Annotated in this window: 12 protein-coding genes; all 12 read left to right on the forward strand. The window is 33.5% G+C overall.

Features of this window, described 5'->3' with window-relative positions; genetic code table 11:
- Window positions 1–57 precede the first annotated feature (57 nt).
- Window positions 58–855, forward strand: coding sequence for an energy transducer TonB (locus ACIEHO_RS01470; RefSeq protein ID WP_406967909.1), 798 nt, complete (start codon window positions 58–60; stop codon window positions 853–855).
- Between the two features lie 187 nt (window positions 856–1,042).
- Window positions 1,043–3,133, forward strand: a complete 2,091-nt coding sequence (locus ACIEHO_RS01475) for an energy transducer TonB (protein ID WP_406967911.1) — start codon at window positions 1,043–1,045, stop codon at window positions 3,131–3,133.
- A gap of 397 nt (window positions 3,134–3,530) precedes the next feature.
- Entirely contained in the window at window positions 3,531–5,468 is a 1,938-nt protein-coding gene (locus ACIEHO_RS01480) for a hypothetical protein (RefSeq protein WP_406967913.1), read from the forward strand.
- 1 nt (window position 5,469) lies between these two features.
- Window positions 5,470–6,156 (forward strand): hypothetical protein, encoded by a 687-nt coding sequence (locus tag ACIEHO_RS01485; protein ID WP_406967915.1) that lies wholly within the window; start codon window positions 5,470–5,472, stop codon window positions 6,154–6,156.
- A gap of 286 nt (window positions 6,157–6,442) precedes the next feature.
- On the forward strand, window positions 6,443–7,336 hold the full coding sequence (cyoE, locus tag ACIEHO_RS01490; protein ID WP_406967917.1) for a heme o synthase: 894 nt from the start codon (window positions 6,443–6,445) through the stop codon (window positions 7,334–7,336).
- A 2-nt stretch (window positions 7,337–7,338) separates the two neighbouring features.
- Window positions 7,339–7,920 (forward strand): cytochrome c oxidase subunit 3, encoded by a 582-nt coding sequence (locus tag ACIEHO_RS01495; RefSeq protein WP_406967919.1) that lies wholly within the window; start codon window positions 7,339–7,341, stop codon window positions 7,918–7,920.
- A 46-nt stretch (window positions 7,921–7,966) separates the two neighbouring features.
- The gene (locus ACIEHO_RS01500; protein ID WP_406967921.1) at window positions 7,967–8,938 is read left to right on the forward strand and encodes a cytochrome c oxidase subunit 3; all 972 of its coding nucleotides are present in this window, start codon (window positions 7,967–7,969) and stop codon (window positions 8,936–8,938) included.
- An 88-nt stretch (window positions 8,939–9,026) separates the two neighbouring features.
- Window positions 9,027–9,407: a cytochrome C oxidase subunit IV family protein gene (locus ACIEHO_RS01505; RefSeq protein ID WP_406967923.1), complete on the forward strand. Its 381-nt coding sequence runs from the start codon at window positions 9,027–9,029 to the stop codon at window positions 9,405–9,407.
- A gap of 116 nt (window positions 9,408–9,523) precedes the next feature.
- Window positions 9,524–10,246 (forward strand): hypothetical protein, encoded by a 723-nt coding sequence (locus ACIEHO_RS01510; protein ID WP_406967925.1) that lies wholly within the window; start codon window positions 9,524–9,526, stop codon window positions 10,244–10,246.
- The gene (locus ACIEHO_RS01515) at window positions 10,233–10,976 is read left to right on the forward strand and encodes an SCO family protein (protein WP_406967927.1); all 744 of its coding nucleotides are present in this window, start codon (window positions 10,233–10,235) and stop codon (window positions 10,974–10,976) included. The genes ACIEHO_RS01510 and ACIEHO_RS01515 overlap by 14 nt, the downstream gene beginning before the upstream one ends.
- Window positions 10,969–11,505, forward strand: a complete 537-nt coding sequence (locus tag ACIEHO_RS01520; RefSeq protein WP_406967929.1) for a DUF420 domain-containing protein — start codon at window positions 10,969–10,971, stop codon at window positions 11,503–11,505. The genes ACIEHO_RS01515 and ACIEHO_RS01520 overlap by 8 nt, the downstream gene beginning before the upstream one ends.
- A gap of 2 nt (window positions 11,506–11,507) precedes the next feature.
- Entirely contained in the window at window positions 11,508–11,726 is a 219-nt protein-coding gene (locus ACIEHO_RS01525) for a hypothetical protein (RefSeq protein ID WP_406967931.1), read from the forward strand.
- The last annotated feature ends 41 nt before the right edge of the window (window positions 11,727–11,767 follow it).

Here is an 11,767-nt window from a genome sequence, read left to right on the forward strand (position 1 = left end):
TTTTTGGTATGCTTATTGTGACTTTATCATAATATTAACATTTAAACTATAATTATTATGAGAAATCAAAAAGATTCTCACGACACCATTCGGCAAAATGGACACGTCGTGAAAAAATCACAAAAGCATGACACAAATTTACAAAAAAACTCCACCCTTTACTTCCAAATAGGGTTGATTGTATGTTTACTAACCGCTTATGGCTTGTTAGAAATGGAGTTTGAAACAAAATCTGTGGATATTGTGAGTACTATTGCAATTGAAGATGATTTTGCCGAAGTTTCAATTGAAAATTTTGAAGTTTATGAAGAATCAAAACCTGAACCGCAAGAGAAGTTGCAAAAGGAAGTTAAATTAATTGATGAAATAGATGAAGTGGATAATGATTATAAAATTGAAAAAGAATTGAATGTCGTTACAGCGGAGCAAAATACTTCACCTGATAAACCCATTGACCCTGGCAAGGTTAATGTAGTTGATAAGCCCGAAGAGGAAAATATCCCTGTGGCTTTCATCCAAAATGTACCCATTTATCCAGGGTGTGAAAAATCTAAAAGCAATGATGAGCGCAGAAAATGCATGTCTGATAAAATCACCAAGCTGATTCAGAGAAAATTTGAGGGCGGAAATATTGCATCCGATTATGGATTAACTGGAAAACAAAAGATCTTTGTAAGATTCACGGTTGATAAAACAGGACATGTAAAAGATATTCAAACAAAGGCGCCCATTCCAGAGCTTCGTGAAGAAGCCAAACGGGTTATTAAATTAATACCGGAAATGACGCCTGGTAGGCAAAACAACAAAAATGTTGGTGTTGTATATGATGTACCCATCATATTTCAAGTCGAGTAAATGACATTACAATTCATTGTACTCAAAACCGTTATTACATGATGTAATAGCGGTTTTTTTATCTCAACACCCTATTTTTATTCAAAAATGAACTCTTTGAACTTATTCATTTGCCGATTTTTATAAGCATCACGAATCTAAAAAAATATAGTATCTTTCAGCCCTAAATTAACGCTTAATAACTAACATGAAGCGATTCATTTTACCATTCCTACTTTTTGTACTTCAATATGGCAATGCCCAAAATGATTTTAATGAAAAGCCACCTGTGTTTCCTGAATGTGAAAGCATAGAAGTTGAAGCATTGCAGGATTGTTTTAACAAGCAGTTTTATAATCATATTTACAACAACTTTGAAGTGCCAGAGCAAGTTTTAAGCGAAAAATATGAAGGTGAAGTTGTGATTGTTTTTGAAGTCGATAGCCTTGGGCAGTTTCAAGTTGTTTATACCAAAGCGATTTACCCAGAGCTGAAAGATGAAGTAAAAAGGGTGTTTTCAATATTTCCAAAAATAAAACCTGCCACTTATAATGGTAGAAACACCTTTAGGCAATATTCTGTTCCTATTAAAATACCACTTCAAAACCAATATATAAAGCGAAAAGATTTACAGAAGGTAAATGCGATTGAAACCCAAATGGCGAGGTCTAAAATGGAGTTTGATAGTGTAAACGCCAGTTTGCAAAAATTTGAAAACCCTAAATATAAGAGCCAGTTAAATATCCCGTTTACGCATAGTGATTACACCCGATTTGATAGAGGGATGAACCTTATTGGTACTAACAGTCATACTGCATCAAAGCCCTTTATATATGAAGAGGTTTCAAAATACCATGATTTTGAAGATGAAGAAGAAAGGCTTAAAAAAGAAACAGGAACTTGGGCTGGAAAAAAACTGTGGAACGAACATTTGGTACAACTTCAAGGAAAAGACTATTGGTTTACTATCGACCCGATTTTCGATTTGCAATTGGGTAATGATGCTGAAGCAGGGTCTACATACAACAACACGCGTGGGCTTTTGGTCCAAGGTGGTTTGGGTAAAAAGCTGAATTTCTATACAACGGTTTTTGAAAGCCAAGGCCGATTTGCCGATTATGTTAACCGTTATTCGGAAAGCTTAAAAGCCTTCGGTCCAGACCCTGCTATTATTCCAGGACGTGGTATCGCCAAGCGTTTTAAAACCGATAGTTACGATTACCCGGTGGCCGAAGCCTATTTGTCGTATGCTCCAACCGATTTCATGAATATTCAATTTGGGCACGGTAAAAACTTTATCGGTGATGGCTACCGCTCACTATTAATGAGCGATGTGGCAAGTCCGCACCCATTTTTAAAACTGAACACAAAATTTTGGAAGATAAAATATACCAATACATGGATGTGGTTAAAAGATGTTAGGGACGAGGTTGTTGCCGATAAAGCCTTTTTAACCAAATACATGGCTAATCATTATTTGAGTTGGAACGTATCAAAGCGATTAAATATTGGTTTGTTTGAATCCGTTCTTTGGACCAACTCCAACAACCGAGGTTTCGATGTTAATTATTTAAACCCCATAATTTTTTACCGTGCCATAGAATTTGAAACTGGTCAAGGTGCGGGCAATGCACTTTTGGGAGCTTCGGCCAAATATAAATTCAATGACAATATCAACGCTTACGGGCAATTTATACTAGATGAATTTTCGTTGGGTGATATTAAAGGTGGTGATAAAAGTTGGAAAAATAAGTACGGTTACCAACTTGGGGTGAAATATTATAACGCCTTTAAGGTGGATAATTTAATGTTTCAGTTTGAATACAATCGCATTCGTCCATATACCTATTCACATAATACTATCGTATTGAATTATGCGCACAACAACCAAAGTATGGCGCATTTGTGGGGAGCCAATTTTAGTGAAGTTATTTTGATTGGCCGCTACCGTTACAAACGTTGGTATGGTAATGCGAAGTTTATTTTTGGTATGCGCGGCTTGGATTATAACAATAGCACAGACGATTTTAGTTACGGCGGTGATATTTACCGCGATTATGACGACCGCCCGTTTGATACTGGCATTGAAGTGGGGCAAGGCATAAAAACCAATAGCTTTTACGGCAATTTACAAGCAGGCTACTTGATAAATCCGACATCTAATTTGAAGATTTTTACCGATGTCACCATAAGAAACTTTAACCCTGAGGCTAGTACAGCATCTACTTTTGAAAGCAATACCGTGTGGTTTAATTTCGGAATTAGAACCGATTTGTTTAATTGGTATTTTGATTTTTGACACTACAGGTGTTGCCCTGAACTGGTTTCAGGGTCTCATTATCTCATAACTAGAACCAAATAAGCAGCTTTTCGTCATTACGAGGGAAGGATGACCGACGTAATCTGTTCAATTGAAGTTTCTTTGATGAGATGGTCTAGTCATGCTTCCTCGCCATGACGTTGTTGAGCGATTATTCTCTTAATAAAAGAGTTTAAATATGTAAAAGACGATTAATTAATAGCGTGAAACAATTATATTTACCACGCAGTAGTAAAAAATCTTACTTTACGTTTACTAATTTGTGGGATATCAGTAGATAAAAGTTATGCTATAACACGTTGAAACATGTGCAAAATAATAAATAAAAAAACCAATTGTTTTTAATGGGTATTCAATTATATTTAAATGTGTTATAATGGTAAAATATATGAAATTATCTCTCCAGAAATTTAGTAAGTTTTTATTGGTTTTTACCATATCAATTATTTTATCAAATTGTGCTTATGAATTTTCAGAAGATTCATTCTTGGAAGTTAGTCAAAAACCCCCATCTGCATCTGTTAGTTTAAATTCCATAAGTGACAATCAACCTTTTTATGTTCCCACTGAAATCACTTATAACTATCAAGGAAATAACAAACACCTCCTTTATGAAATAAATATTTACATTGATGATAATTTAATTAAAACTAGCGAATACAATTATGGGGAATTCGTTATTGATACAGAGTCACTAGAAGATGGCAATCATATTTTAAAAGTTGAGTATATTTTTTCTTCAGGAACTGGTAGTTTAGCTGATATAAGCGGTGTTGAGGCTTATATAAAAACTGAAGAATACAATTTCATAGTTGATAAATCTCCTCCAGAGACTATTGATATGAAAAGTGCTGAAATTATTGATGGTTCTATTTATCTGTCTTGGGAACCAATCACTAAATTAAATTTTGATAGTGCTACACTAATAATTACTAATAATGGTTCTTCAAACTACTTTGAAATCACTAAACAAGAATTGTTAAAATTGAATTATAATGACACAAATGTGCATACATTCATTCCTGCAGGAGAAGAACAAATGGAACATGATATAGAGTATCAAATCCGGCTTAAAAATACAAGAGGGAACACAGTTAGCAATAAAGTAAATGTTTTTACGGACAAATTTGAAATTAAACAGATAATCTTAAATGAAAATCAATATAAATTAATTATACCTCAACATACTTTGTATAACAATTTTGATTACTATTTATTTACTGATCAAATGGGTAATTCATATAAAGTAAATTCTAAAGGAGGGGAAATAGTAGTAAATAAGCCTATTATAATTCCTGATTATGATATTGGTGCCAATTTTACGTTATATGAAGAATCTGGAGGTCAAGATATTTATAAAGGTTCTTTGTATACATCCGAATCTTACTTTAAACATTTTCAATCGGATTACGGGCCAGGTGGGTACAACAAATTTCTTTATAATGAATCAGATGGTTACACATATACTTTACGGATATACAGTGCTTGCCCTACTTGTGATGATAAAATTACAATAGAACAAAGGGATTCTAATGATTTATCAGTACTTAATTCAAAACAAATAGCTAGAGTTAATGATTATGATATTGAAAATTTAGCGATAGACCCTACAACGGGAAACTTGATTGTTGATGCTGGTAGCATTTCGTTTTTAATAGATAATAATAGTTTGTCAATTATAAATCAATGGTCGCTTTTAGATTTTGGTAAACAAAGTGGCAGTATTTTTTACATAAACAATATTATCGGTATTGAGCACAATGATAAAGTTTCTTTTTATGATTCAACCACTAAAGAGCAATTTTACGCTCTGAATAAAACAGGCTATTTTAAAAAGTCGGCAAACGGCAGGTATTTTTATGTGAACGATTCTATTTTTGAAATTACAAATAATTCTGTAAATCTTGTTTATACAACAGAAACAAATAATTCTATAAATCTAGTAGAATTTATTGAGTCAGAAAACCTTTGTGTTTACAATTCGTATGATGGAAACCCAATTATGCTTAACTTGATAACCAAAGCAAAATCAACTTTAAGTGATTTTACAAGAATTAATATTATGGATTATGACAAAGCAACAAATAAGCTGTTATTTGTTAGAAGTGAATTTGGTGTAAACAATACACAATCCTCTTATGCATATGTTTATGATATTAAAACGAAAAATTTCAAAAGAATTGAAGTGAGAAATGTTGTTTCGATATTTTTTCCAAATCGAATCCCTAAAGCATATTGGTTCCAAAGCAATAAGCTAATTTATTCACATCAACCTAGCCTAGGATTTTATTTAGATCATTACATAAACGAATAGAATGAAAAAGCAAGTAGTATTTATTTTGTTAACCTCTTTTAGTTTAGTAGGTTATGGTCAAAATGGAGGAATATTTGTTGAGTTAAATTACAATACATTTTCACATTCTTCTTTAAAGTCTTTTCAACAAGAATTTGTTGAAGACATCCCCGAAATACCCATTGAGGTTAATGATGATTTCCCTTCAAACATTGGTTTTACTTTAGGTTATAAACTAAACCAAATTAATACGTCCTTATTTTTTAGTTATAATTCAACAGGAGGAAAAATATCGTATTCAGATTATTCTGGAGTTATTAGAATAACACAGCCATTGAATGCATACGTATTTGGAGGTGAGTATCAGATTAACCTATCCAAAACCAATAATAACTTAAGTTTAGGTCTTAAAGGATTTAGTGTGTTATCAAATTTAAAATTAGAAAATTATACTCAAATTTCAGATAATATCACTAATGAGAGCATAAAGTTTCAATCTGTTGGCTTTGGAATTGGAGGCAGATTAATTTATGAATACCCGATGTCATTTTTAATCATTAAAGCTTCATTAGGCTATGATATGACCTTTGGGGGTACATTAAAATTTAAAGAGAATAACGACTTTTATTTAGAAAATAATAATGGAGACAAAGTAAAAACTAATTGGTCTGGATTAAGAACTGGTTTAGGTATTGAAGTTCCCATTTAGTATTTTTGAATGCTTTAACTTTTACCAGTTTAAATTAGATACTCTTTAAAAGCGTTTTTGACACTATAAAAAATTAATTTTTGTTTAGGCTTAAACAAAAGCGCACTGTTCTTATCTTATATAAATACTTTACGCGAGTAAAAAGTTTTACAGTTTAATCGCCGAAAAACTCCTGATTAAACGATAATCTACAGCCATTTCAATTTCACCACCAAAACCATTGCCCAAAACGCTTTTAAAGAGTATCTTTGCACTCGCATTTAAAAGCGGTTAAGAATTTAGGCCATTGCGTAACTCAAAATATTCATTAGTAACACCTTCTATAATTTCAGATTTTAAGGAAATCACTAAGATGCGTTTGGCATTAAGTGTGGTGTTTTCGTCATTGGCGGGCTATTTGTTGGGGGTTGAAACGGTAGATTTTAAAACACTTGTTTTACTGGCTTTTGGTGGGTATTTTATGGTGGGCGCATCGAATGCATTCAATCAAATAATTGAAAAAGATTTGGATGCCTTGATGAATCGAACCAAAAACCGTCCTATTCCATCGGGACGTATGTCGGTAACCACAGCTTTTATAATAGCTTCAATATTTACCGTTGCGGGAGTGGTTATTTTGTACACTATAAACAAACAAACGGCCATGTTTGGCGCCATTTCCATTTTTTTATATACCTGTGTTTACACGCCTTTAAAAACTAAAACGCCATTGGCGGTGTTTGTAGGAGCTATTCCGGGGGCTATTCCATTTATGTTAGGCTGGGTGGCTGCAACCGACGATTTTGGTATTGAACCGGGTACATTATTTGCGTTACAATTCTTTTGGCAGTTCCCGCATTTTTGGGCCATTGGTTGGTTTTTATACGACGACTATAAAAAAGGTGGTTTCTATATGTTGCCCACTGGAAAACAAGATAAAGGCACAGCCGTTCAAACCATTATGTATACCATTTGGACGATTTTGGTGTCCATCATTCCGGTATTTGGTTTTACAGGAAGGTTACAATTATCGATAGTGGCGGCCATATTGGTTTTGGCTTCGGGAATATGGATGCTGTATTACGCTATAAGACTATTTAGGATAATGACCGAAAAGGCTGCGAAACAGCTCATGTTGGTCAGTGTGTCCTATATCACACTAGTGCAAATAATATATGTTATAGATAAATTTATTAGATAACTATGGATTTAACGCAAGGTACTCAAGAAGAAAAACACGCCAGAGCCAAAAAAATGATGCTTTGGTTTGGTATTATTTCACTCATTATGTCTTTTATGGGGTGGACGAGTGCTTTTATAGTGAGTAGTTCAAGGCCTGATTGGTTAAAAGATTTTCAGCTGCCCAATGCTTTTATAATAAGTACAGTGGTTATTGTCTTAAGTAGCGTGTCTTTTATTTTGGCTAAAAATGCCTTAAAAAACAATAAGAGAAAGACCACGATGCTTTGGTTATTTGTTACACTTGCTTTGGGTGTCGTGTTTATTTTTAATCAGTTTTCGGGCTTTCAAGAAATTATTGATTTGGGCTATAATTTTACTGGGCCAACGAGTAACGTAACGATGTCTTACATTTTTTTAATAGCTTTTGTTCATATTGTTCATGTTATTGCTGGGTTAATATGCTTGTTGGTGGTAATTTATAATCATTATAAACAAAAGTATAATCCAACAAAAATGCTAGGGTTTGAACTGGCCGCAACCTTTTGGCACTTTATAGACATACTGTGGGTGTACCTCTTTTTGTTTTTATATTTTATTAGATAAATAAATTGATTATTTTTGTGCAACTTTTAAATAACAACCATTATATATGAGTACAGCAGTAGCAGAAGGTAAAACTTGGGGCGGTGGTAACCAGCCACTAAAAGCAAGTTATGGTAAAATGATGATGTGGTTTTTCATCGTTTCAGATGCCTTAACATTTTCTGGATTTTTAGCGGCCTACGGATTTTCAAGATTCAAATTTATTGATGCATGGCCAATTGCCGATGAGGTGTTTACACACGTACCGTTTTTGCACGGACAGGAATTACCAATGATTTATGTGGCATTTATGACGTTCGTTCTAATTATGTCGTCTGTAACTATGGTACTTGCCGTTGATGCTGGTCATCATTTAAACAAAGCAAAGGTTACTCTTTACATGTTTTTAACCATTATTGGAGGTCTCATTTTCGTTGGATCTCAAGCATGGGAATGGGCAACGTTTATTCAGGGTGATTATGGTGCTATACAAACTAAAGGTGGAAATATTTTACAGTTTGTTGATACCGATGGTCATCGTGTTGCGTTAAGAGATTTTGTTGTTGCTGATACCCATGGGGAAAGAACACAACAAGAACGTAAAAACGGATTATGGTTTGTAAGTGAAGGGACTTTACCAACTTACACGGTTGAAGAAGTAATACATGGCTTGGAAAGTCACGATAATATTTTGGTAAGAACACAGTTGTTAACCGAAGAAGGTGAAAAAACAGTATTGTCAAGGGCAGAATCTTTAAAGCAAGTAAAGGAAAACGGTAGGCAAGTTGTTGAAGGGGCTAATCTTCATGTAAATGAATATGGCTCACCGTTATTTGCAGATTTCTTTTTCTTTATTACTGGTTTTCACGGTTTTCACGTATTTTCAGGTGTAGTAATCAATATCATTATTTTCTTTAATGTGGTATTGGGAACTTACGAAAGACGTAAAAGCTACGAAATGGTTGAAAAAGTTGGGTTGTATTGGCACTTTGTAGATTTAGTTTGGGTATTTGTATTTACATTCTTCTACCTAGTTTAATTAAAAAATAGCTCCGCGACCATATCGCGGAATCATATAAAATTGTTATTCCCGTGAAGACGGGAATCTAAATAACAAAACGTAAAAAATGGCACACGAACATAAATTAGAAATATTTAGAGGGTTATTAAAGTTTAAATCCAATACCCAGAAAATTTGGGGTGTATTGGTCTTTTTAACGATTGTTACTGCAGTAGAAGTTGTTTTAGGTATATATAAACCAGAATCGCTTATGGGCAAGGTTTTAGGTATGAAAGGCCTTAACTGGATATTCATTATTCTTACTTTAGTAAAAGCCTATTACATTACTTGGGACTTTATGCACATGCGTGACGAAACAAAAGGCCTAAGACGAGCCGTTATTTGGACAACCATTTTCTTAATACTTTATTTAATTTTTATCCTTTTGCAAGAAGGTGGGTATGTTTTTAGAGTGTATGACGAAGGTTTTATAAAAAGAGATTTTTAAATTTTACTTCAGATTTTAAGCTGGAATTTAAGTGTTAAATAAAAGTATAAAGGCGGTTTTTAAACCGCCTTTTTCTATTTTTGCAGCGCAATTTTAAGTGCAATTAGTAAGTAACTATGGATTACAAAAAAGTGAGACGATATGGTGTTTTAGGAATTTTATTTTTTCTTCCTGTAACGTTTTTGCTGTTTTTGTATCCGGCAACGCACAACTACACACCACTTGATATTGTTAATGAATCGGTTGCCGATTTAGAAAACCTCACTTCAACTTCCGAAGAAAAAATTCTTTTAAACAATCATATTACGGTTTTGGGCTTTATAGGTGCTAGTCCAATGAAACGTGCAACAAGCGCATCAAATTTAAAAGAGCTGGTTTACGATAAATTTAAGGGCTTTAAGCGTTTTCAGATTGTTATTGCAGCTCCTTATGGAACAGAGGAAGATGTGAAGCAACTAAAGGCTGAAATCAGTTCGTATGAAGACTTAAGGTTTTGGCATTTCGTATTTGGCGAGCCACAGGAAATAAAAAGGCTGTTCAATAGTTTAAAAAGTGAAGAGGAATTACTTAGCGATTTATCGACAGACCATGTTTTTATTGTCGATAAAGATTTAAATCAACGTGGAAGGTTGGATGACAGGACCGATAATGAATTGAGTATAAACAGATCTGTTTATGGTTTAAATAGCTATGACTGTATAGAAGTGGCAGAATTAAAAAACAAAATGAGCGAAGACATGCGTGTTTTGTTTACCGAATACAGACAAAAACGTAAAGGCGAGTTTAATTCTGACACACGAAGGGCTAACGATTTAAAAAGTAACGATGAAAAAAAGTAACTATTCATATATAGGAATCGCTTTTATTATTTTGGTTTTCGGAATTATTTTTATTCCGAAAATTGTAGATAGAATTACAAACCAAGATGTAGTGAGACAAGAAAGTAGGAGCGATTTTGCTGATGACAAAAAGTCGACCGATTCTGGTTTGGCTTTTATCGAAATTAACGGTGTGCCTAAAAAAGTACCCCCATTTTCATTTACCAATCAAAATGGAGAAACCATCACCAACAAAAATTACGAAGGTAAGGTTTACGTTATTGAATTTTTCTTTACAACGTGCCCAACCATTTGTCCAAGAATGAACCGAAATTTGGTCCAAATTCAAAATACGTTTAAGGCATTTGAGGATTTTGGTGTGGCGTCATTCACCATTAATCCAGAACATGATACTTCCGGGGTTCTAAAAGCCTATGCCGAGCAATATGATATTACCAATCCCAACTGGCATTTAATGACTGGAGATAAAGATGCTATTTATAAATTGGCTAATGAAGGCTTTAATTTATATACGGCTGAAGAAGAAAGTGTAGCTGGTGGTTTTGAACATTCAGGAAATTTTGCGCTTATTGATAAAAACGGGTTTATTAGATCTAGAAAAGATGATTTTGGTAACCCGATAATTTATTATAATGGCATTACCTCAGAAGAAGAAAAAGTAGATGACGACGGTTCACTCGAAGAAATAAGTGCCTTAAAAGAAGACATAAAGAAATTGCTTAATGAATAATTCAAAGGAGATTTTAGACGATAAAAAATACAATAAATTAATTGTTGTACTGTCTATTTTAATACCGGTGGCGGTGGCCGTTCTATTTGGTGTTAGAATACCAAATGTAGAACCTTTAAGCTTTTTGCCTCCCATTTATGCCACAATAAATGGTTTAACGGCTGTTATTTTGGTTATTGCTTTCATCGCTATTAAAAATAAAAATTTAGTGCTTCACGAAAACTTAATGACCACCGCTATTTGGTGTTCTATTGCTTTTTTGGTGATGTACGTAGCCTATCACATGACAAGCGATTCTACTAAATTTGGAGGTGAAGGTTTCATAAAATATGTTTATTATATTATATTAATTTCACATATTTTATTGTCTATTATAATTATACCGTTTGTATTGATAACTTATGTTCGAGCAATTACTAACAATATTGAGAAGCATAAAAAAATCGCAAAAATAACATTTCCATTATGGTTATATGTTGCTGTTTCGGGTGTTATAGTATATATTATGATTTCTCCTTATTACGCATAGAAATGAAACGAAAGCTTGTCTTTTTATTATTCTTTGTCGTCTTTTTTATAAAGACCAATGCCCAGTGTGCCATGTGCCGTGCGGTGTTAGAGAGTGAAGTAGGCCAAAATACAGCAGAGGGTATTAACGATGGCATAGTTTATCTCATGGCCATTCCGTATATTTTGGTTGCGGGTCTGGGCTATATTATTTACCGTAAGTACAATACGTTAAAAAAGTAATAAAAAGTTTTATTTGCGTTTTTTGTAACATTTCTTTGTGT

Origin of the sequence: Flavisericum labens (genome assembly GCF_045446075.1) — a bacterium.
Lineage (GTDB): Bacteria > Bacteroidota > Bacteroidia > Flavobacteriales > Flavobacteriaceae > Flavisericum > Flavisericum labens.

Excerpts from the sequence above, each read along its gene's own strand:
- ACIEHO_RS01500 (WP_406967921.1), top strand. The coding sequence starts at position 7,967 with ATGAGTACAGCAGTAGCAGAAGGTAAAACTTGGGGCGGTGGTAACCAG.
- ACIEHO_RS01495 (WP_406967919.1), top strand. The coding sequence starts at position 7,339 with ATGGATTTAACGCAAGGTACTCAAGAAGAAAAACACGCCAGAGCCAAA.
- ACIEHO_RS01525 (WP_406967931.1), top strand. The coding sequence starts at position 11,508 with ATGAAACGAAAGCTTGTCTTTTTATTATTCTTTGTCGTCTTTTTTATA.
- ACIEHO_RS01470 (WP_406967909.1), top strand. The coding sequence starts at position 58 with ATGAGAAATCAAAAAGATTCTCACGACACCATTCGGCAAAATGGACAC.
- ACIEHO_RS01520 (WP_406967929.1), top strand. The coding sequence starts at position 10,969 with ATGAATAATTCAAAGGAGATTTTAGACGATAAAAAATACAATAAATTA.
- ACIEHO_RS01510 (WP_406967925.1), top strand. The coding sequence starts at position 9,524 with ATGGATTACAAAAAAGTGAGACGATATGGTGTTTTAGGAATTTTATTT.
- ACIEHO_RS01505 (WP_406967923.1), top strand. The coding sequence starts at position 9,027 with ATGGCACACGAACATAAATTAGAAATATTTAGAGGGTTATTAAAGTTT.
- ACIEHO_RS01480 (WP_406967913.1), top strand. The coding sequence starts at position 3,531 with ATGGTAAAATATATGAAATTATCTCTCCAGAAATTTAGTAAGTTTTTA.
- ACIEHO_RS01485 (WP_406967915.1), top strand. The coding sequence starts at position 5,470 with ATGAAAAAGCAAGTAGTATTTATTTTGTTAACCTCTTTTAGTTTAGTA.
- ACIEHO_RS01475 (WP_406967911.1), top strand. The coding sequence starts at position 1,043 with ATGAAGCGATTCATTTTACCATTCCTACTTTTTGTACTTCAATATGGC.
- ACIEHO_RS01515 (WP_406967927.1), top strand. The coding sequence starts at position 10,233 with ATGAAAAAAAGTAACTATTCATATATAGGAATCGCTTTTATTATTTTG.